The following is a 19700-nucleotide window of genomic DNA, read 5'->3' on the forward strand; positions in this document are numbered from 1 at the left end:
TCCCGGCCGGCCACGTCACGGACCGTGATCGGAGACCCCCAAGATGGGCTCATGCCCTCCTCCCCGCGTCCGCGAGCCCGCGTCGACCGACGCACCGTGTTGCTCGGCGCGGGCGGCGTCGCCGTCCTCGGCGCCGTGGGAGCGGGCCTGGCCCTGCGGAGTGCGCGCGTGACCGGGGAGGCGCAGGTCACGCCGACCGCGCCTCCTCGGCCGGTCGACGCCCTGCGGGCCGCGCGTCCCGCCACCGTCGCGCACCGCGGCGGGTCCCGCGACTGGCCCGAGATGTCGCTGTTCGCCTACCGGCGGTCGGTCGCAGCCGGGGTCGACGGGCTCGAGATGTCGCTCTCCCGCACCTCGGACGGAGTGTGGTTCGGTCTACACGACGAGACCCTCGACCGCACCTCGGGCACGTCCGGCTTCGTCGCCGCCGAGCACACCTGGAGCGAGGTGCAGCGGTACCGCATCTCGGCGGCCGGGACGAGCGACCCCGGGCAGTCGGACCAGCCCTACGCGCGCTTCGACGAGGTGGTGCGCGAGTTCGGCCGCGAGCACGCCCTCTTCGTCGACCCGAAGCACGTCGACTCCCGCTACTACCCCGAGCTGTTCGAGATCGCGCGGACGCAGCTCGGCACGGCCGACCTCACGCAGACCCTCGTCGGCAAGGGCTACTGCACGCAGACCGAGTGGGGCGACCTCGCCACCGCGCGGGGGTGCGAGACCTGGGGGTACTACTACGCCGACGAGCTGGCGGACGATCCCGAGCTGCTGACCCGCACCTCCGACAGCTGGAGCCTGCTGGGCCTCGACTGGCGAGCACCCGCCGCGACCTGGGCGACCCTCGCCGCGACCGGCAAACCCGTCTTCGGCCACATCGTGCCCGACCTCGACGCGGCGCACACCGCCCTCGACCACGACGCCGACGGGCTCGTCGTCTCGGGCGTCGCCGAGGTCGTCGGGCCGCTCACGACCGAGGGCTGAGCCCGCGCGCACGCCGCCGCGGCTCGCGCGCCGCGCCCCGCGTCCGTCGTCCGCACGCGCCGCGCCCCGCGGCTCAGGCCGCGGTCACGACCACGCGCTCGGGCCGTTCGGCGTCCGCTCCGAAGACCAGACGCCGGGTGGCGACCTTGTCGGCGAAGAACCGGTCGTGGCTGACCACGACGACCGCCCCGGGGAAGTGCTGCAGCGCCCGCTCCATCACCTGGGCACTGGGCACGTCGAGGTGGTTGGTGGGCTCGTCGAGCAGCAGCACCGAGGCACCCGAGAGCAGGCACTGGGCCATGGCGACGCGGGCCCGCTGACCACCCGAGAGCGCCCCGATGCGCTTCTTGAGGTCGGCCTCGCTGAACTGGAACATTGCGAGGAACCGACCGACCGACTTGCGCGTCGCGGTCAGGGCGAGGCTGTCGGGCATCGCGTTGACCGAGTGCGTGACGGTGTCGTCGTCGTCGAGCTCGGCCAACACCTGGTCGTACGAGACCACCTTGACCCCGCCGGCCCACGCGGCCCGACCGGCGTCGGCGCGCTCCTCGCCGGTCAGCACCCGCAACAGGGTGCTCTTGCCGCTGCCGTTCGCCCCCGTGATCACCAGGCGGTCGCCGCGACGCAGCTCGAACGTGAGGTCGTCGAAGAGCGTGCGGTCGTCGCGGGCCTTGCCGAGGCCGTCGACCCGGCAGAGGACGTCCTTGACGTGCAGCCCCGAGTAGATCTCGGTGATGATCTGGTCGACCGGGCGCGGGGCCCGCGACTTCTTCACCTTGGCCAGCTGCTTGAGCAGGTCTCCGCCGTCCTGGCGCTTGGCGGCCTTCGCGGCGTCGCGGCGGTCCGAGATGCCCTCGGCCTCGAACGCGAGCAGCTCGGATTCGTGCACGAACTGCTGCTCGAGGCTCTTCAGCCGGAACTGTTTCTGCACGACGTACTCGGCGAAGTCGCCCGGGTAGTCGTGCAGGTGGAAGTTCTCGACCTCGACGATGCGGGTGACGACCGCGTCGAGGAAGCTGCGGTCGTGCGACACGACGACGGCCGCGCCGTGGAAGTCGCGGAACCAGGACTCGAGCCACTCGACGCCGGCCACGTCGAGGAAGTTCGTCGGCTCGTCGAGCAGCAGCACGTCGGGGTCCTCGAGGACGATCTTCGCCAGGGCCGCCCGGTTGCGCCAGCCGCCGCTGAGGTCGTCGATCGGGCTGGTGCGGTGCGCGTCGCTGAACCCGAGCACGCTGAGGGCGGTGTCGATGCGGCGCGGGTACTCCCAGCCGTCGACCCGGTCCATCTCGGCGAACAGCTCGGACTGCCGGTGGATGAGCTGGTCGAGGGCGTCCCCGCCGTCGGGGTCCACGGCGACCACGGCGATGTCGGCGTCGATCTGCGCCAGGTCGGCCTCGATCGTCCGCTCGTGGGCGAAGAGTCCGGTCAGCACCTCGACGATCGTCTGCGTGCCGTCCAACTCGGAGAACTGAGAGAAGTACCCCACCCGCACGCCCTGCTCGAGGGTGACCGTGCCCTCGTCGGGCTGCACCTGGTCGAGCATCAGCTTGAGCAGGGTGGACTTGCCGCTGCCGTTGCGACCGACGATCCCCACGCGCTCCTTCTCGTCGAGGCGGAAGAAGGCCTCGCGCACCACCGGGGTGCCGTCGAAGCGGACGGTCACGTCGTTCAGTCGGATCAGGCTCATGCGTCGATCCTCGCAGGCCGACGGAACACCCGGCGCCGCCCGGTTGTTGTCGTCGGAGGCATCGACGCGACCGCGGGCACCCGACCCCATCCGATCGCACCGACGTCGACGAACAGGAGGCATCATGTCGAACCAGTACCGGAAAGACCCCGAGGCGGTCGCCCGCCTCACCTCGACCCAGCGCCGGGTGACCCAGGGCGGCGGCACCGAACCCGCGTTCCGCAACGAGTTCTGGGACTCGAAGGACGCGGGCATCTACGTCGACGTCGTCTCGGGCGAGCCCCTGTTCGCCTCGGTCGACAAGTTCGACAGCCGCACCGGCTGGCCGAGCTTCACGCGCCCCATCGACGCCGAGCACGTCGTCGAGAAGCGCGAGGGGTTGTTCTTCAAGCGCACCGAGGTGCGCTCCACCGCCGGGGACAGCCACCTCGGCCACGTCTTCCGCGACGGCCCCACCGCCACCGGCGGGCTGCGCTACTGCATCAACTCGGCGGCTCTCCGCTTCGTCCCCTACGCCTCACTCGAAACCGAAGGATACGGTGCCTACATGACGCTCTTCTCCCCCGAATCCACCCCCGCCCCCAGCGGCACGACCGAGACCGCGATCCTCGCCGGCGGTTGCTTCTGGGGCGCCCAGCAGCTGCTGCGCCGCCGACCGGGCATCGTCTCGACCCGTGTCGGCTACTCGGGCGGCAATGTGCCGAACGCGACCTACCGCAACCACCGCGGTCACGCCGAGGCCGTCGAGATCGTCTTCGACCCGGGCCTGACCTCGTACCGCGAGATCCTCGAGTTCTTCTTCCAGATCCACGACCCGTCGACGAAGGACCGCCAGGGCAACGACGTCGGCGACAGCTACCGCTCGGCGATCTTCTACACGAACGACGAGCAGCGTGCCACGGCCCTCGACACCATCGCCGACGTCGACGCGTCGGGCATCTGGCCGGGCACGGTCGTCACCGAGGTCACCGCCGCGGGCGACTTCTGGGAGGCCGAGGAAGAGCACCAGGACTACCTCGAGAAGGACCCCTTCGGCTACACCTGCCACTTCGTCCGCCCGGGCTGGGTGCTGCCGAAGCGCGACCAGCAGGTCGCCGCGGGCTGACGCCCGTCAGGCCTGCAGGAGGCGCGGTGTCCGTTCGTCGGGCAAGGCCTCCTTGCGTCCGGTCGCGTGCGCCGGACCACACCGGTGGCGGGAAGTTCTCAGCCCCGGGTCGAGCCCGTGCCCTGGGCGACCTCGCCCAGGGTCTTCTCGGCATCGGAGACGAGCAGGTAGAGACACCGAGCGGAGCCGGGCATCGAGGTGAACCCGAAGCGTTCGTAGAACGACACGGCAGCATCGTCGATCGCGTAGACGATGACGGCCCGGGCCCCCACCAAGCGAGATGCCTCGACGCTCTTGAGGACCGCGTCCTGGAGCAGCGACGCGCCGAGACCTCGCCCCTGGTAGTCGAGACCGACCGCGAGTCGCCCGATCAGGACGACCGGGATGGGGTCGGGCATGTTGCGACGGAGTCCGCCCGGGGCCTCGTCCGGCCGCAGCGAGCTCGCCGCCAGACAGTAGTACCCCGCGATCACCCCGGCCGCGTCGTCCATCGAGACGAACGTCCGCGACGCTCCCCCGGCCTCGTTGCGGATGGCCCGGATCTGCAGCCAGCTCGTCAGCGAGGCGTTGCCGCAGTCGAAGTGACTCGTGTCGTCGGCGGCGGTGACGGGCCGAGGACGTCGCAGGACCGTCACTCGAAGACGGAAGGACGAGCGAGCAGATCGGCGAGACCGGCGACGGAACGCGCGGGCCTGTCGAGCGCGGCCGAGAACGCGTCGAAACCCTGCTGAGACATGGCGATCTCGCGCTCGCTCCGGATCGTGCCCTCGGCTTTCTCGACGAGGGCCGAGACGGAGAAGTCCGTCACCGACCGGCCGCTGATCGCGGCCGCCTGTTCGATCTCGCGCTTCTGCTGCGACGTGAGGCGCAGGTCGAGTCGGTCGTTCTTGGTGGTGGCCATCCCGCGAGCGTACGGCAATCTGCCGTACGAGTCGAGCTTTCGCAACCGACTTCCGGCCACGGACACCGCGCCTCCTGCGTCCGGTCGCCGTTCAGCCCCAGAGGCGGGTGACGATCGAGCCCATGAGGTCGTCCGTCGGGACGTTCCTCTGGGTGACCGTGACGACGACGTCGTCGCGCACCAGGACGGTGTCGGCCATGTCGACGCCGTACATCGGGTCGGTGGTGACGTACTGGCAGAGCGTGCCGCCGTACGCCTCGGAGCAGTCGTAGACGACACCGTCGAGCCAGAACACCGAGGTGGGTTCGCGTTTCTCGGCGAGCCAGGCGGGATAGGCCGCGGCCGTCTCGGCGTCGACCGTGCCGACGTTCGCGAACAGACCCGTGATGTCGGCCCGCACGTCGGCCCAACCACAGCGCAGCCGGTCGCCGGCGGCCACGACGTCTCGGAGATCGGCGTCGGCCGGAGGCGCGGTGGGGGTGACCGCACCCATCGGACGTCCGAAATAGGCCGGGTCGTTGAGCGGGGCGTCGCCCATGGTGGCGGCGTAGGTTGCGGCGTCGACGATGTCGGTGCAGTCCGTCGGGATCGACACCGGGCGGACCTCGGGCGTCGAGGTGGGAGTGGGCGTCGGAGTGGCCGTCGACGGGGCCGCGGGGTCCGGGGTCGTCGTGGCGGCGTTCGTGGCGGTGGGCCGGGATGCCGGGTCCTTCGTCGCGTCCGCCGGACCGGTCGTCGACGTGCAGCCGACCAGCAGTGCCGCGACCGCACCCGCAGTGGCCAGGTGCGCCAGGACCGTCGTCCTGCCGTCAGGTCTCGTCATCGTCGTCCACCCCTTCGTCGGCCCCTTCGTGGGCCAGGGCCTCCATGGCCCGCAGGACGAGGCTAGGTGCACAGCCGCCAGGGCACGTCGGTCGAGCGGATGACTCCGAGAATACCTCAGGATCATGTCCGGTCGGACGGCCGAGGAGCCGTCGCACCTCGACGGCCTACCCTGGGGCATGCGCATCGACGACCACGGCCCCCATCGCGTCCTGCACGTCGACTCGGCCGGGCCGCGACTGTCGACCGAGACGGACGCCGTCGACCTCGTCGGCGAGGCGTTCGGGGCGGACGCGTCGGTCCTCGTCGTGCCGGTCGCCCGTCTCGACCCGGCCTTCTTCGACCCGAGCACCCGACGGGCGGGCGAATTCGCCCGGAAGCTCGTGAACTACCGCGTGCAATTGGTGGTGCTGGGCGACGTCAGGCGCCACGAGGCGGCGAGCGCCGAGTTCCGGGACTGGGTGCGCGAGTCCAACCGCGGGCGGCACGTCTGGTTCGTCCCCGACGAGGGCACGCTGGCCGCCCGGCTCGCCGCGACCGGACCGCGCGGGTGATCGTGAGCCGCGAGTTCGACGCGGTCCTGCTCGCGGGGGGTCGCGCCTCCCGGGTCCAGGGCGCCGACAAGACCGGGTTCACCAGCGGAGACGCGACATTGCTCGACCGGGCCGTCGAGGCCGCGGGCGGCGCCCGCACCCTCGTCGTGGTCGGCCTGCGCGAGGGCCGGGTGCCGCCCGCCGGGGCACTGCTGACCCGCGAGGAGCCCGCCCGGTCCGGGCCGGTGGCAGCCCTCTCGGCCGGTCTCGACGTCGTCGAGGTCGCGGCGCCGTGGACCCTCGTGCTGGCCTGCGACGTGCCGCGGGCACCCGAGGCGGTGCAGGCCCTGCTCGCCGGCGCCGGCGAGCGCCGCGACGGCCTGCTGGCCATCGACTCGGACGGGCGACGTCAGCCGCTGCTCGGGCTCTACCGGACCGGCGCCCTCGAGACCCGACTCGCGGCGCTGCGAGCCGACGGCCCCCTCGCCGACCTCTCGCTGCGCCGTCTGCTCGACGGGCTCGACCTGCTCGAGGTGCCCGTGCCCGACGAGCTCTGCGCCGACGTCGACACCGCGGACGACGCCGACCGCCTGGGTGTCGTCCGGCGCGAGCCCGACGCGACTGGTTGAGTGTCGACCATGACCGACACACCTGCCGACCTCGACGCCTGGGCCGCACGACTCGTCCGGGCGCTCGGCCTGCCCGACGACCTCGTGGTCGACATCCCCGAGGTGCTCGACCTCGCCCGCGACGCGGCGCACGGCGTCGCCCGCCCGGCCGCACCGCTGACGACGTTCCTCGTCGGCTACGCCGCGGGCCTCGCCGGCGGCTCGCGGGCCGAGCTCGACCGCGCGGTCGCGACCGCCACCGCGCTCGCCACGGCCGACCCGGCGTGACGGTCCGGCGGGCCGACTGGCGGGTCGCCCGCGCCGAGGCGGCCGACGCCGCCCGGGCCCTGCCCCGGCAGCTCGAGACCGTCCCGCTGGGCGAGTCCGTCGGCCGGACGCTGGCCCACGACGTGACCAGCCTCGCGCGCGTGCCCGGTTCCGACGTCTCGGCCATGGACGGCTGGGCGGTCGCGGGCGAGGGGCCGTGGCGCCTCGGCCCCTCCATCGTGGCGGGCCGCGTCGCCGACGGTGCCGATCCGCTGCCTGCTGGCATCGCCCGGCCCGTGACCACGGGGGCCGTCGTACCGACCGGGACGGACCGTGTGCTGCGCTCGGAGTCCGGGCACGTGGCCGACGACGTCCTCACGGCCGACGACGACCCGCGCCGTCCGTCGCACGTCCGTCGGGCCGGGGAGGAGATCGACCGAGGAGACGCCCTGGTCGCCGCCGGCACCCTCCTCACCCCGCCCCGCGTCGCCGTGCTGGCCCTCGGCGGACACGACGCCGTGTCCGTCGTCGTGCGCCCGACGGTCACCCTGGCCGTGCTCGGCGACGAGGTCGTGGCCGAGGGCGTGCCCGGACGCGGGACGGTCCGCGACGTGTTCTCGGTGCCGGTGCCGCGCCTCCTCGACTCCCTCGGTGCCGCTCCCGCGACCACGACGCGCGTGCCCGACGACCTCGACTCCACCATCGCCGCGCTCGACCGCCCGGACCGTCGCCTCGTGGTGACGACGGGCGGCACCGCCCACGGCCCTACTGACCACGTCCGCGCCGCCCTCGACCGGGTGGGCGCCGAGCTGGTGGTCGACGGCCTCGCCATGCGTCCGGGGCAGCCCCTGGTCGTCGCGCGTCGGGGCGAGACGCTGTACCTGTGTCTGCCGGGCAACCCGATGGCGGCCTACGTGGGGCTCGTGGTCGTGGGGACCGCGGTGGTGGACGGCCTCCTCGGCAGGCGACCCGCGCCTCCCGGGTCCGTCGTGCTCGCCGTCGACGTCGTCCACCCCCGAGCCGGGGCGCTCGTGCAGGCGTACCGGCTGACGCCGGACGGTGCCGTGCCGACCGAGCGCCAGTCGTCCGCGATGCTGCGCGGCCTGGCCGACGCCGACGGGCTGCTGATCGTGCCCGAGGGCGGGGCGCTTGCGGGCGACGTCGTCCCGTCGCTCGGCCTGCCGTGGTGAGACGCGAGCCTCGCCGGCTTTCGGATTCGGGGTTCGAGGGGTAGACCTGACCCATGGCACGCATCACGTCCCGCAAGCCGGTGACCCGCATCACGGTCGGCGACGACGGCACGGCGGGAGTCCGCAAGACCATGGACACCCTCGCCGTCGAGGAGCCCCTCGAGATCCGCGTCGGCGGCACGTCGCTCGCCATCACCATGCGCACGCCCGGGCACGACTTCGACCTCGCCGCGGGGTTCCTCGTGTCCGAGGCCGTCATCTCGACCGGTGACGAGTTCTTCGCGGCCCGCTACTGCGCCGGGGCCACGGCCGAGGGCCTCAACACCTACAACGTGCTCGACGTCACGCTCGCGCCCGGGGTGCCCGCACCCGACCCGAGCCTCGAGCGGGCGTTCTACACTACGAGCTCGTGCGGGCTCTGCGGCAAGGCCTCGATCGACGCGGTGCGGACGACGTCGCAGCACGAGGTGCTGCACGACCCCCTCGTCGTCGACCCGGCGCTGCTCGCGACCTTCCCCGACCGCCTCCGCGAGGGCCAGGACGTCTTCGAGAAGACCGGCGGGCTGCACGCCGCGGCCCTCTTCGACGGTCGCACCGGCGAGCTGCTCGTCCTGCGCGAGGACGTCGGTCGGCACAACGCCGTCGACAAGGTCGTCGGCTGGGCCGTCAAGGAGGCGCGGCTGCCGTTGAACGGGACCGTCCTGATGGTCTCGGGTCGCGCCTCGTTCGAGCTCACGCAGAAGGCCTCGATGGCCGGCATCCCGGTGCTCGCCGCCGTGTCGGCGCCGTCGTCGCTCGCCGTCGACCTCGCGACCGAGCTCGGCGTCACGATCGTGGGGTTCCTCCGCGGTCGGTCCATGGTCGTGTACTCACGGCCCGACCGGCTCGGCGAGCCCGACGGGACCGAGCCCGCGGCCGACGAGAGCGTCCCCGGCGAGGCGACCCGCGCCTCCTCGTCCTCCCCCGGTGGCGCGACGCGCGCCTCCTCGCCCGTCCCCCTGACGATCGGAACCAGACCGTGACCGAGAAACCGCCCGTCTCCGACGTGACCGACGCCGACATCGAGGTCGGCCCCCCGCGCGAGTGGGCCGCCGGCGTGCCCGGCGTGCTGCACTCGATGGACCCGGCGATCAAGCAGCTCGGACTGGCACGCACCGTCAAGCTCATGACGTCGCTGAACCAGAAGGACGGCTTCGACTGCATGAGCTGCGCCTGGCCCGACCCGAACCACCGCAAGGTGGCCGAGTTCTGCGAGAACGGCGCCAAGGCGGTCACCTGGGAGGCCAACCCGGTGCTCGTGCCCGACACGTTCTGGGCCGAGCACTCGGTGACCGACCTGCTCGACAAGACCGAGTACTGGCTCGGCATGCAGGGCCGCCTCACGAAGCCCGTGCACAAGCCCGCCGGCAGCGACCACTACCGCGAGGTGTCGTGGGACGAGGCGTTCCGCATCGTCGGCGACAAGCTGAAGTCGCTCGCCAGCCCGGACGAGGCGTCGTTCTACACGTCCGGCCGCACCTCGAACGAGGCAGCCTTCGCCTACCAACTGTTCGTGCGCGCCTTCGGCACGAACAACCTGCCCGACTGCTCGAACATGTGCCACGAGTCGACGAGCCTCGCCATGGCCGAGGTGGTCGGCATCGGCAAGTCGACGATCGCGTACGACGACTTCGAGCAGGCCGACCTGATCGTCATCCTGGGACAGAACCCGGGCACCAACCACCCGCGCATGCTGACGGCGCTCGAGGACGCCAAGCTGAAGGGCGCGAAGATCGTCGCGGTCAACCCGCTGCCCGAGGCCGGCCTGCGTCGCTACAAGAACCCGCAGCTGCCGCGCGGCGTCGCGGGACGCGGGACCGAGATCGCCGACCAGTTCCTGCAGATCCGGCTCGGCGGCGACATGGCGCTGCTGCAGGCCGTCGCCAAGCGCGTCCTCGAGGCCGAGGACGCCGCGCCCGGCACGGTGCTCGACCACGAGTTCCTGGCCGAGCACACCGTCGGCCTCGAGGCCTTCCGCGAGCACATCGCACAGGTCGACGACGACGAGGTGCTGCTGGCCACCGGTCTCGACCGTGCCGAGATCGACGAGCTCGCCGACCGCTACCTGGCCTCGGACCGCGTGATCATCACCTGGGCGATGGGCATCACGCAGCACCGCAAGGCCGTCGACACCATCAAGGAGATCATCAACCTGCTGCTGCTGCGCGGCAACATCGGCAAGCCCGGCGCCGGGGCCTCGCCGATCCGCGGGCACAGCAACGTGCAGGGCGACCGCACGATGGGCATCTGGGAGCAGGTCTCGGACGAGTTCCTCGACGCGCTGCAGAAGGAGTTCCGCTTCGACCCGCCGCGCGAGCACGGCGTCGACGCCCTCAAGGGCATCAAGGCCATGCAGGAGGGGCGGATCAAGTTCTGGATGGGCATGGGCGGCAACCTCGTGGCCGCGATCTCGGACACCCAGCTCGCCGAGGCCGCGATGCGCGGCACCGACATGACCGTGCAGGTGTCGACGAAGCTGAACCGATCGCACGCCGTCGTCGGAGCCGAGGCGCTCATCCTGCCGACGCTAGGCCGCACCGAGATCGACGTGCAGAAGGCCGGGCCGCAGTTCGTCTCGGTCGAGGACACCGTCTGCTCGGTCCACGGCAGCCACGGCCAGGTGCCGCCCGTCGCGCCCGACCTGCTCAGCGAGGTCGCCATCGTCAGCCGTCTGGCGCAGGCGACGCTCGGCGACCGGGCCGACCTCGAGATCGACTGGCAGGGCTTCGAGGACGACTACGACACGCTGCGCGACCACATCAGCCGCGTCGTGCCGGGCTTCGAGCGGTACAGCGAGCGGGTGCGCAGCCGTGACGGGTTCGTCCTGCCGAACGGGCCGCGCGACTCGCGGACGTTCGCGACGAAGGCCGGCAAGGCGATCATCACGGTCAACGACCTCGAGCGCGTCGAACGCCCCGAGGGCACGCTGCTGCTGCAGACCCTGCGCTCGCACGACCAGTACAACACCACGATCTACAGCCTCAACGACCGCTACCGCGGCATCAAGAAGGGTCGGCACGTGGTGTTCGTCAACCCGCTCGACCTCGACGACCTCGGGCTCGTCGACGGCCAGAAGGTCGACGTGGCGACGGTCTGGACCGACGACGTCGAGCGGGTGCTGCGCGACTACCGCATCGTCGCCTACCCGACGGCCCGGGGGTGCGCCGCGGCGTACTTCCCCGAGGCGAACGTGCTCGTGCCGCTCGACAGCGCGGCCATCGGCAGCAACACGCCGGTGTCGAAGGCGGTGCTGGTGCGCGTGACGCCGGCGGCGGTGCCGGTCGGGGCCTGAGACGGGGCCGCCGGGTCGGTGGGCGGCGCCGTCTGGTCGGTGGGCGGCGCCGTCTGGTCGGTGCGGGACGACGCGCACGGCGATGACGGGCGACTTCGTGGCATCCGGGCGGTCGACGACGCCCGGGTCCCCCGAACTCGCCCGTTCTCCTCCGTCGGGTCAGTGGGCGGCGGCGCGGACGGCGCTCACCGCGGCGTCGACGCCACCGTCCCAGGGGGCGCCGTGTCCCGGCAGCACCCAGGTCGCACCGGTCTCGAGCAGGGCGTCGAGTGACGCCAGGGCCTGATCGGGCTCGTCGGTGAACGGAGCCGGTGCGGGCCCGACGTGCCCGGTCGTCACGTGGCGCGTGGTCAGGGCGTCGCCCACGAAGACGGCGTCGACGCTCGGGACGAAGACCGCGATGCTGCCCTCGGAGTGCCCGGGCATCGGGATCACCCGGGGCGAGCCCGGCAGGTCGAGCGTCTCGCCGCCGTGCACCTCGACGACCTCGGTGAGCCAGGCGGTCTTCGCCCCGCCCTTGCGCAGGCTGTAACCGGCGAAGCCCAGCAGGGGGCCGAGCTTCACGGGAGGCATGCCGTTCTTCGGCTTCGGTCCACCCTTCGCCCGCGACGCGTCGGCCGCGTGGACGTACACGGGCACCCCGTGGTCGCGTCGCAGCCGTTCGGCGAAGCCGACGTGGTCGGAGTCGCCGTGGGTGAGGACGACGCCCTTCACGTCGGCGAGGGTGCGTCCGACGGAGGCGAGTTCGGTGACGAGTTCGGACCAGAGGCCGGGCAGGCCGGCGTCGATCACGGTCACGCCCTCGGGCGTGACGACGAGGTAGGCGGCGACGATGTCGTTGCCGATGCGGTGGAGGGAGGGGCCGAGTTCCATGATGGCTACGATACTTAGCCATCATGGCTATTGTCAATAGCTATACTCGACGGATGCCCACACCGGACCGCACCTCGCTCGACGCCATCCTGCTCGCCGCCCGCGAGCTGCTCGAGACCGACGGCCCCGCCGGCCTCACGATGGCCGCGGTCGCGGCGCAGGTCGGCGTGCGCGCCCCCTCGCTCTACAAGCGGGTCGAGAACCGGGAGGCGCTGCTGCGGTCGGTCGCGGAGGCCACCCTCACCGACCTGGCCGCGCGGCTCGACGGGGCGGGGTCGGCCCGCGAGGTGCTCGACACCTTCCGCGCCTTCGGTCACGAACGCCCGGCTGCGTTCCAACTGGTCATGACGCCCGGACCCGGCGTCCCCACCGCGCGACGGGAGTTCGGTGCCGCGGCGAGCGCGGCCGCCCTCCGGGTCGGCGTGGAACTCGTCGGCCCGGCGCGCGCCCTGGACGCCGCCCGCACACTCACGGCGTGGGTGGCGGGCTTCGTCATCATGGAGCTCAACGGCGGCTTCCAGCTGGGTGGGGACGTCGACGAGGCGTGGGACTTCGGGGCCGGGCGCGTCCTGGCGGCCCTCGCCGCGCCTCCTGCGGTCTGAGCCGCCCGACGGTCGGGCGGCTTCGTGGCGAACGGGCGTTCACGAACGCCCGGTTCCGCCGAGACCGCCCGGCCTGCCTGCCTGCGTGCCTGCGTGCCTGCGTGCCTGCGCTAAGCGAGCGGTGCGTGCGGGTACGAGGAGGCGCGGTGCTGGAACTCGAGGATCGCCTCGTTCTCGACCCGCCCCTCCGCGATCTCGACGGCGCGGCGGATGGTGTCGGACGCCGCCCAGGAGGTCGGCCCCTCCATGACGGTGCGCAGGAAGGGCAGGAGGGCCTCGCTGATCTCCCACGTCGTGGAGTTCCAGAGCAGTGAGGGGCTGTGGTCGACGGCGTAGTAGTTCGTGGTCGCGCCGACGGTGACGAGCGGCTCGGCGAAGGTCGTGGCCCGGGCCCAGTCGAAGCCCATGCCCTCGTCCACCGAGACGTCGACGATGAGGCTGCCGGGGCGGAAGGCGTCGAGGTCGGTCTCGCGGAGGTAGGTGAGCGGGGCGTTCGGGTCCTGGAGGGTGCAGTTGACGACGATGTCGGCGGCGGCGAGGAACGGGGCGAGGGCGACCGGCCCGTCGGGGGTGTTCACGGTGCTGGCGCCGGGCGTCTCGGCGTCGTGCTCGAACTGGAAGATGTCGACCGACGGGATCGGTGAGCCGACGGCGGCGATGTTGCGGTTCGTCAGCACGCGGACGTCGTGGATGCCGTGGGCGTTGAGGGCCGTGACGGCACCGCGGGCGGTGGCGCCGAAGCCGATGACGACGGCGCTGAGGCGACGGCCGTAGTCGCCGGTCGAGCCGCAGAGCTGGAGGGCGTGCAGCACCGAGCAGTAACCGGCGAGCTCGTTGTTCTTGTGGAAGACGTGCAGGCCGTAGCCGCCGTCGGGCTGCCAGTGGTTCATGGCCTCCCACGCGATCAGGGTGAGGCGTTTGTCGATGGCGAGCTGGGTGATCTCGCGGTCCTGGACGCAGTGCGGCCATCCCCAGAGGGTCTGGCCGTCGCGGAGGCCCTCGAGGTCGGCGGCCTGGGGCTTGGGCAGCAGGACGACGTCGCTGTCGGCGACGATCTGTTCACGGTCGGCCAGGGCGACGAGGGGCTCGAGGTCGGCGTCGGGGATGCCGAAGCGCAGGCCGTAGCCGCGCTCGAGGGTCATGTTCGCCCGCAGATCGGCGTCGATGCGGTCGAGGTGCGCGGGGTGGATCGGCAGGCGCCGCTCGTCGGGCTTGCGCGAGGTGGCCAGGACGCCGAGGCGCAGCAGTGCGGGGGTGCCGGAGGTGGTGCCGGTGGGCGTGGAATCCGTTTGGCTCATGCTTGAGAGTAGATGAGTGGCGCTCGCCCCCGAGCCCGGGGCGTCAGTTGTTGAAGCGGAACTCCACCACGTCGCCGTCCTGCATGACGTATTCCTTGCCCTCGATGCGGGCCTTGCCGGCCGAGCGCGCCTCCGCGATGGAGCCGGTCTCGACCAGGTCGTCGAACGAGATGACCTCGGCCTTGATGAAGCCCTTCTCGAAGTCGGTGTGGATGACTCCGGCGGCCTGCGGGGCCTTCCAACCCTTGCCGATCGTCCACGCGCGGGTCTCTTTCGGGCCCGCCGTCAGGTAGGTCTGCAGACCCAGCGTCTCGAACCCGATGCGGGCGAGCTGGTCGAGACCGGACTCGTCCTGCCCGAGCGACGCGAGCAGCTCGGCGGCGTCCTCGTCGTCGAGGCCGATCAGCTCGGACTCGACCTGAGCGTCGAGGAAGATCGCCTCGGCCGGCGAGACCAGCGCCTGCAGCTCGGCCTTGCGCGCCTCGTCCGTGAGGACGGCCTCGTCGACGTTGAAGACGTAGATGAAGGGCTTCGCGGTGAGCAGTCCCAGCTCGCGGATCGGCTCGAGGTCGATGCTCGTGGCCGAGAGTGCCTCGCCACGTTGCAGGGCGTCACGGGCGGCGACGGCCGTCTCGTGCACGATCGGCTCGACGCGTTTCAGCCGCAGCTCTTTCTCGTACCGCACGAGCGCCTTCTCGACCGTCTCGAGGTCGGCGAGGATCAGCTCGGTGTTGATCGTGCCCATGTCGCTCTCGGGGTCGACCTTGCCGTCGACGTGCACGACGTCGGGGTCGTCGAAGCCACGCACCACCTCGGCGATGGCGTCGGCCTCGCGGATGTTCGCCAGGAACTTGTTGCCGAGCCCCTCGCCCTCGCTCGCACCCTTGACGATGCCGGCGATGTCGACGAACGACACGGGCGCGGGCAGGATCTTCTCGCTGCCGAAGAGGCCGGCCAACACCTGGAGGCGCGGGTCGGGCAGGTTGACGATGCCCACATTGGGCTCGATGGTCGCGAACGGATAGTTCGCCGCCAGCACCTGGTTCTTGGTCAGGGCGTTGAACAGGGTGGACTTGCCGACGTTGGGCAGTCCGACGATCGCGATAGTGAGAGCCACGAGGGTCAAGCGTACCGGCCCTGTCGAGCCGTGCCGTCGGCGTCGCGCCGGCTGGGGACGGAAGGGCGCCGACCGTGCCTGGGGAGGCGGTGTCGGAGGCGCATGAGAGCATGAGTCAATGCCCATCGACTTCACCGCGATCGACTTCGAGACCGCGAACTCGAGCAGCGCCAGCGCCTGCTCCGTCGGCCTCGTCAAGGTCCGCGACGGGGTCGTCGTCGACAAGGTCGGCTGGTTGATCCAGCCGCCCGCCGGGCACGACGAGTTCTCCGAGTGGAACACCCGCATCCACGGCATCGTCGCGAGCGACGTGATCGGTGCCTTCGGCTGGGCCGAACAGTTCGAGCTGCTCGCCGACTTCGCCGGCGACGACGTCTTCGTCGCCCACAACGCCGGCTTCGACATGGGCGTCATCAGGGCGGCCTGCGCCGCCACCGGGCTGACCCCTCCCCCGTGGTCGTACCTCTGCAGCCTGCAGGTCGCCCGCAAGACCTACTCGCTCGACTCGTACCGGCTTCCGGTCGCCGCGACGGCTGCCGGCTTCGACGCCTTCTCACACCACGACGCCCTCGCCGACGCCGAGGCCTGCGCGGCCATCGTCGCCCACTCGGCCCTCTTCCATGGCGCCTCCGACCTCAGCGAGCTGGCGTCGATCGCGTCGGTCAAGGTGAAGGTGCTGCAGCCTGCCGTAGCACCGACGGCATCCGCCGTTCCCCGCGCCGACCGGCTTCCCATGGCCTTCGGCTGAGCCCTTCCGCTCCATCACATCGCCGCCTCCGAGGCTCGCCGATCTTTCTCGCCCCACCCGTGCCGATCACCAGTCGGTGTCGGTGGCCGCTGCCACACTGCCGTCATGCCCCTCCCGCTCGCCCTGTTCCTCACCCTGCTGGTCGGCCTCGTGCTCGGCATCCTCGTCGGCGCGCTGGTCGCCCGCACCCGCGCGGCCGAGGCGACGGCACGCCTCTCGTCCGACCTGGCCGCCGCCCGTGCCGTGGCCGATGCCGCTCGTGAGCGCCTCGACGGCCAGGACGACCAGTACCGACGCCAGATCGCGCAGCAAGAGGACCGACTCCGCGAGTTCCAGGACCGCCTCCGCGACGTCCGCATCGCCGAGGCCGAGAGGGCGCGCACCGACGGTCAGGTGCTCGTCGCGCTCAGCCCGGTGGCCGAGAGCCTGCAGGCCGTCCAACAGAAGGTGGCCGAACTCGAGGCCGAACGCACCCTCCAGTACGGCGCCATCAGCGAGCAGCTGCGCACCGCCGCCGAATCGGGCGAGCGGCTCCGCGGGACGGCCGAGTCGCTCGCCTCGGCGCTGAAGTCGAACAGCACGCGCGGCGTCTGGGGCGAGACCCAGTTGCGCAACGTCGTGCAGGCCGCGGGCCTCGTCGAGCGCGTGGACTTCGACGTGCAGACGTCGATCTCGTCCGACGCCGGCTCCGGCCGGCCCGACATGGTGGTGCACCTCCCCGGGGGCAAGAACATCGCGGTCGACGCCAAGGTGCCGTTCTCGGCCTACCTCGAGGCCAGCGCCATCCCCGCCTCCGCCACGGGTGACGAGGGCGCCCGACGCGACCAACTCGTCCGGCAGCACGTCAAGGCACTGCGGGCCCACGTCGACGCCCTGGCGGGCAAGACCTACTGGGCCGGGCTCGACTCCTCGCCCGAACTCGTCATCGCGTTCATCCCGAGCGAGTCGCTCGTGTCGTCCGCCCTCGAGGCCGACCCTGCTCTGATGGACTACGCGTTCCAGAAACGCGTCGCCCTGGCATCGCCCGTGACCCTCTGGTCGGTGCTCAAGACCGTCGCGTTCAGCTGGCAGCAGGACGTCGTCACCGCCGAGGCGAAAGAACTGTTCGATCTGAGCCGCGAGCTCTACGGGCGGCTGTCGACCATGGCAGGTCACGTGGACAAGCTCGGCCGGTCGCTGCGCGCCGGCGTCACCGACTACAACCGGTTCGTCGGGTCGCTCGAGCGGACGGTCCTCCCGTCGGCCCGTCGACTCAGCATGCTCGACGAGTCCAAGGTCCTCGCGACCCCGACGACCGTCGAGGAGTCACCGCGCGAGCTCACCGCACCCGAACTCGCCTCGGCACTCGACGAGAGCAGCACCGACCGCGACTGATTCCTCGCCACCGTCGTCGCCGGAGACGACGAACGCCCGACGGAGGCCGGGCGTTCGTCGTGTCGTGAGGCGGCGTGGAGGTCAGGCCTTCTCGCCGTACCACTTCGAGACCAGGTGGTCGGCCTCGACGCGACGGATGGTGCCCGAGTGCGAACGCAGCACGATGCTCGACGTGCGGATCATGCCCTGCTTGCGCGTGACGCCGGCGACGAGAGCACCGTCGGTGACGCCGGTGGCGACGAAGTACGCGTTGTCGCCCGTGACGAGGTCGTCCTGGTCGAGCACGCGGTCGAGGTCGTGACCGGCGTCGATCGCCTTCTGACGCTCGGCGTCGTCCTTCGGGGCGAGACGGGCGAGGATCAGGCCGTCAAGGGCCTTCACCGCGCAGGCGGTGATGATGCCCTCGGGCGTGCCGCCGACGCCGACGCACATGTCGATGCGCGAGTCGGGACGGGCCGCGTTGATGCCGCCGGCGACGTCGCCGTCGAGCAGCAGGCGGGTCGAGGCGCCCACGGCCCGGATCTCGGCGATCAGGTCGGCGTGACGGGGACGGTCGAGGACGGCGATCTGCATGTCCTCGACGGCGATGCCCTTGGCGGCCGCCAGGGCGGTGATGTTCTCGCCGATCGGACGGTCGAGGTCGATGATGCCGCGGCCCTCGGGGCCGGTGACGATCTTGTCCATGTAGAAGACGGCGCTGGGGTCGTACATGCTGCCCCGGTCGCTGACGGCGATGACCGAGAGGGCGTTCATGCGTCCCGCCGCGGTGAGGCTCGTGCCGTCGATCGGGTCGACGGCGATGTCGCAGGCCGGGCCGAAGCCGTTGCCGACGTGCTCGCCGTTGAAGAGCATCGGGGCTTCGTCCTTCTCGCCCTCGCCGATCACGACCACGCCGTCGAACGCCACCGTGCCGAGGAACTTGCGCATGGCGTCGACCGCGGCCTTGTCGGCCGCGTTCTTGTCGCCCTTGCCGATGAACGGCGCCGAGCGGATCGCGGCCGCCTCGGTGGCCCGGACCAGTTCCATGCCGAGGTTGCGGTCGGGGTGCGAGTAGAGGGTTCCGGAATCCGTGTCAGCCATGCTCCGGATCTTACCCGCGCCGCGCCTCCCGACCGGGCTCCGGCGACCAGGACGAACAGACGTGCGCTGACTAGGGTGGACGAGCCACCAGTCGTGATCGAAGGAGATTCAATGCCCGTCGCAACCCCCGAGCAGTACGCCGAGATGCTCGACAAGGCGAAGAACAAGGGCTTCGCCTACCCCGCCGTCAACGTCTCGTCGTCACAGACGATCAACTCGGTGTTGCAGGGCCTCACCGAGGCGGGCAGCGACGGCATCATCCAGGTGACCACCGGCGGCGCCGACTACTTCGCCGGCCACACCGTCAAGAACCGTGCCGCGGGGGCCATCGCCTTCGCGAAGTTCGCGACCGAGGTCGCGAAGAACTACCCCGTGACCGTGGCCCTGCACACCGACCACTGCCCGAAGGACGCCCTCGACGGCTTCGTGCTGCCCCTGATCACCGCCTCCGAAGAAGAGGTCCGTGCCGGTCGCAACCCGCTGTTCCAGTCGCACATGTGGGACGGTTCGGCCGTCCCCCTCGACGAGAACATCTCCATCGCGCAGGACATGCTGAAGCGCACCAAGGCGATCAACGCCATCCTCGAGGTCGAGATCGGCGTCGTCGGCGGCGAAGAAGACGGAGTCCAGCACGAGGGCACCAACGACGCGCTCTACACCACGGTGGGCGACGTCACCCGCGTGGTCGAGGCGCTCGGCCTCGGCGAGCACGGCCGCTACATCGCCGCGCTCACCTTCGGCAACGTGCACGGCGTGTACAAGCCGGGCAACGTCAAGCTGCGTCCCGAATTGCTCGGCGAGATCCAGCAGGGCATCCAAGAGAGGTTCGGCACGGCCGCGAAGCCGCTCGAACTCGTCTTCCACGGGGGCTCGGGGTCGTCCGACGCCGAGATCGCCGAGGCCGTCTCGAACGGCGTCGTCAAGATGAACCTCGACACCGACACGCAGTACGCCTTCAGCCGTTCCATCGCCGACACCGTGTTGAAGAACTACGACGGCTTCCTCAAGGTCGACGGCGAGGTCGGCAACAAGAAGCAGTACGACCCCCGCGCCTGGGGCAAGGTCGCCGAGACCGCCATGGCCGCCCGCGTCGTCGAAGCGACGAAGCAGCTCGGGTCGTACGGTCAGTCGGCGAGCTGACCCGCGCCTCCTGGTCGCACGACGAAGCCCCCGAGCGAGTGCT

At 71.4% G+C, this 19700-nt stretch carries 20 protein-coding genes; 12 read left to right on the forward strand and 8 right to left on the reverse strand.

What is annotated here, in order from left to right; all coding sequences use genetic code 11:
• The first annotated feature begins 51 nt into the window (after positions 1–51).
• On the forward strand, positions 52–978 hold the full coding sequence (locus tag ASG28_RS08620) for a glycerophosphodiester phosphodiesterase (protein ID WP_055974097.1): 927 nt from the start codon (positions 52–54) through the stop codon (positions 976–978).
• A 73-nt stretch (positions 979–1051) separates the two neighbouring features.
• Here ASG28_RS08620 and ASG28_RS08625 read toward each other — a convergent pair whose 3' ends face one another.
• Positions 1052–2668, reverse strand: a complete 1617-nt coding sequence (locus ASG28_RS08625; protein WP_055977307.1) for an ABC-F family ATP-binding cassette domain-containing protein — start codon at positions 2666–2668, stop codon at positions 1052–1054.
• A 124-nt stretch (positions 2669–2792) separates the two neighbouring features.
• Between ASG28_RS08625 and ASG28_RS16045 the strand changes: the two genes are divergently transcribed.
• Positions 2793–3773, forward strand: coding sequence for a bifunctional methionine sulfoxide reductase B/A protein (locus tag ASG28_RS16045; protein ID WP_082454521.1), 981 nt, complete (start codon positions 2793–2795; stop codon positions 3771–3773).
• A gap of 98 nt (positions 3774–3871) precedes the next feature.
• On the opposite strand, the gene ASG28_RS08635 is transcribed toward ASG28_RS16045, so the two are convergent.
• The 3 genes from ASG28_RS08635 to ASG28_RS08645 all read right to left on the reverse strand — a co-directional run bounded on the left by ASG28_RS08635 (position 3872) and on the right by ASG28_RS08645 (position 5497).
• Positions 3872–4408, reverse strand: coding sequence for a GNAT family N-acetyltransferase (locus ASG28_RS08635; protein ID WP_055974100.1), 537 nt, complete (start codon positions 4406–4408; stop codon positions 3872–3874).
• On the reverse strand, positions 4405–4674 hold the full coding sequence (locus ASG28_RS08640; RefSeq protein ID WP_055974103.1) for a type II toxin-antitoxin system TacA family antitoxin: 270 nt from the start codon (positions 4672–4674) through the stop codon (positions 4405–4407). Before ASG28_RS08640 ends, ASG28_RS08635 begins: the two co-directional genes overlap by 4 nt.
• A gap of 91 nt (positions 4675–4765) precedes the next feature.
• Positions 4766–5497, reverse strand: coding sequence for a hypothetical protein (locus ASG28_RS08645; RefSeq protein WP_157485679.1), 732 nt, complete (start codon positions 5495–5497; stop codon positions 4766–4768).
• 178 nt (positions 5498–5675) lie between these two features.
• On the opposite strand from ASG28_RS08645, the gene ASG28_RS08655 reads away from it, so the two are divergent.
• The 6 genes from ASG28_RS08655 to ASG28_RS08680 are packed head-to-tail and all read left to right on the forward strand — an operon-like array spanning position 5676 to position 11425.
• Positions 5676–6050, forward strand: a complete 375-nt coding sequence (locus tag ASG28_RS08655) for a DUF4180 domain-containing protein (protein ID WP_055977313.1) — start codon at positions 5676–5678, stop codon at positions 6048–6050.
• Between the two features lie 2 nt (positions 6051–6052).
• The gene (gene mobA / locus ASG28_RS08660) at positions 6053–6658 is read left to right on the forward strand and encodes a molybdenum cofactor guanylyltransferase (RefSeq protein WP_055977316.1); all 606 of its coding nucleotides are present in this window, start codon (positions 6053–6055) and stop codon (positions 6656–6658) included.
• 9 nt (positions 6659–6667) lie between these two features.
• A complete protein-coding gene (locus tag ASG28_RS08665) occupies positions 6668–6925 on the forward strand; it encodes a DUF6457 domain-containing protein (RefSeq protein WP_055977319.1) in 258 nt (85 codons plus the stop codon).
• Positions 6922–8094 carry a molybdopterin molybdotransferase MoeA gene (locus ASG28_RS08670; protein WP_055974113.1) on the forward strand — a complete coding sequence of 391 codons (1173 nt, stop codon included), beginning with the start codon at positions 6922–6924 and terminating at the stop codon, positions 8092–8094. The genes ASG28_RS08665 and ASG28_RS08670 overlap by 4 nt, the downstream gene beginning before the upstream one ends.
• Positions 8095–8147: 53 nt before the next feature.
• Complete coding sequence (fdhD, locus tag ASG28_RS08675; RefSeq protein ID WP_082454522.1) at positions 8148–9116, forward strand: formate dehydrogenase accessory sulfurtransferase FdhD; 969 nt, start codon at positions 8148–8150, stop codon at positions 9114–9116.
• Positions 9113–11425: an FdhF/YdeP family oxidoreductase gene (locus tag ASG28_RS08680; RefSeq protein WP_055974116.1), complete on the forward strand. Its 2313-nt coding sequence runs from the start codon at positions 9113–9115 to the stop codon at positions 11423–11425. The genes fdhD and ASG28_RS08680 overlap by 4 nt, the downstream gene beginning before the upstream one ends.
• Positions 11426–11584: 159 nt before the next feature.
• Here the strand turns inward: ASG28_RS08680 and ASG28_RS08685 are convergent, their stop codons facing one another.
• Complete coding sequence (locus tag ASG28_RS08685) at positions 11585–12298, reverse strand: MBL fold metallo-hydrolase (protein WP_055974119.1); 714 nt, start codon at positions 12296–12298, stop codon at positions 11585–11587.
• A gap of 53 nt (positions 12299–12351) precedes the next feature.
• Between ASG28_RS08685 and ASG28_RS08690 the strand changes: the two genes are divergently transcribed.
• Entirely contained in the window at positions 12352–12900 is a 549-nt protein-coding gene (locus ASG28_RS08690) for a TetR/AcrR family transcriptional regulator (RefSeq protein WP_055974120.1), read from the forward strand.
• A gap of 110 nt (positions 12901–13010) precedes the next feature.
• Here ASG28_RS08690 and ASG28_RS08695 read toward each other — a convergent pair whose 3' ends face one another.
• Both ASG28_RS08695 and ychF read right to left on the reverse strand, forming a co-directional pair.
• A complete protein-coding gene (locus ASG28_RS08695; protein WP_055974123.1) occupies positions 13011–14198 on the reverse strand; it encodes a N(5)-(carboxyethyl)ornithine synthase in 1188 nt (395 codons plus the stop codon).
• 43 nt (positions 14199–14241) lie between these two features.
• On the reverse strand, positions 14242–15315 hold the full coding sequence (ychF, locus tag ASG28_RS08700) for a redox-regulated ATPase YchF (RefSeq protein ID WP_055977322.1): 1074 nt from the start codon (positions 15313–15315) through the stop codon (positions 14242–14244).
• 118 nt (positions 15316–15433) lie between these two features.
• Here ychF and ASG28_RS08705 point away from each other — a divergent pair, with 118 nt between their 5' ends.
• Both ASG28_RS08705 and ASG28_RS08710 read left to right on the forward strand, forming a co-directional pair.
• Positions 15434–16063: an exonuclease domain-containing protein gene (locus ASG28_RS08705; protein ID WP_055974126.1), complete on the forward strand. Its 630-nt coding sequence runs from the start codon at positions 15434–15436 to the stop codon at positions 16061–16063.
• Between the two features lie 105 nt (positions 16064–16168).
• Entirely contained in the window at positions 16169–17437 is a 1269-nt protein-coding gene (locus ASG28_RS08710; RefSeq protein WP_055974128.1) for a DNA recombination protein RmuC, read from the forward strand.
• 81 nt (positions 17438–17518) lie between these two features.
• On the opposite strand, the gene glpX is transcribed toward ASG28_RS08710, so the two are convergent.
• The gene (gene glpX, locus ASG28_RS08715) at positions 17519–18517 is read right to left on the reverse strand and encodes a class II fructose-bisphosphatase (RefSeq protein WP_043597850.1); all 999 of its coding nucleotides are present in this window, start codon (positions 18515–18517) and stop codon (positions 17519–17521) included.
• Positions 18518–18628: 111 nt separating this feature from the next.
• Between glpX and fbaA the strand changes: the two genes are divergently transcribed.
• Positions 18629–19657 (forward strand): class II fructose-bisphosphate aldolase, encoded by a 1029-nt coding sequence (gene fbaA, locus ASG28_RS08720; RefSeq protein WP_055974131.1) that lies wholly within the window; start codon positions 18629–18631, stop codon positions 19655–19657.
• Positions 19658–19700 lie beyond the last annotated feature (43 nt).

It is taken from the genome of Frigoribacterium sp. Leaf415, from assembly GCF_001424645.1.
Classification (GTDB): Bacteria; Actinomycetota; Actinomycetes; order Actinomycetales; family Microbacteriaceae; genus Frigoribacterium.

Bases quoted from the DNA above. Each gene is read 5' to 3' on its own strand.
- ASG28_RS08620 (WP_055974097.1), top strand. From the start codon at position 52: ATGCCCTCCTCCCCGCGTCCGCGAGCCCGCGTCGACCGACGCACCGTG.
- ASG28_RS08625 (WP_055977307.1), bottom strand. From the start codon at position 2,668: ATGAGCCTGATCCGACTGAACGACGTGACCGTCCGCTTCGACGGCACC.
- ASG28_RS16045 (WP_082454521.1), top strand. From the start codon at position 2,793: ATGTCGAACCAGTACCGGAAAGACCCCGAGGCGGTCGCCCGCCTCACC.
- ASG28_RS08640 (WP_055974103.1), bottom strand. From the start codon at position 4,674: ATGGCCACCACCAAGAACGACCGACTCGACCTGCGCCTCACGTCGCAG.
- ASG28_RS08645 (WP_157485679.1), bottom strand. From the start codon at position 5,497: ATGACGAGACCTGACGGCAGGACGACGGTCCTGGCGCACCTGGCCACT.
- ASG28_RS08655 (WP_055977313.1), top strand. From the start codon at position 5,676: ATGCGCATCGACGACCACGGCCCCCATCGCGTCCTGCACGTCGACTCG.
- ASG28_RS08665 (WP_055977319.1), top strand. From the start codon at position 6,668: ATGACCGACACACCTGCCGACCTCGACGCCTGGGCCGCACGACTCGTC.
- fdhD (WP_082454522.1), top strand. From the start codon at position 8,148: ATGGCACGCATCACGTCCCGCAAGCCGGTGACCCGCATCACGGTCGGC.
- ASG28_RS08685 (WP_055974119.1), bottom strand. From the start codon at position 12,298: ATGGAACTCGGCCCCTCCCTCCACCGCATCGGCAACGACATCGTCGCC.
- ASG28_RS08690 (WP_055974120.1), top strand. From the start codon at position 12,352: ATGCCCACACCGGACCGCACCTCGCTCGACGCCATCCTGCTCGCCGCC.
- ASG28_RS08695 (WP_055974123.1), bottom strand. From the start codon at position 14,198: ATGAGCCAAACGGATTCCACGCCCACCGGCACCACCTCCGGCACCCCC.
- ASG28_RS08705 (WP_055974126.1), top strand. From the start codon at position 15,434: ATGCCCATCGACTTCACCGCGATCGACTTCGAGACCGCGAACTCGAGC.
- ASG28_RS08710 (WP_055974128.1), top strand. From the start codon at position 16,169: ATGCCCCTCCCGCTCGCCCTGTTCCTCACCCTGCTGGTCGGCCTCGTG.
- glpX (WP_043597850.1), bottom strand. From the start codon at position 18,517: ATGGCTGACACGGATTCCGGAACCCTCTACTCGCACCCCGACCGCAAC.
- fbaA (WP_055974131.1), top strand. From the start codon at position 18,629: ATGCCCGTCGCAACCCCCGAGCAGTACGCCGAGATGCTCGACAAGGCG.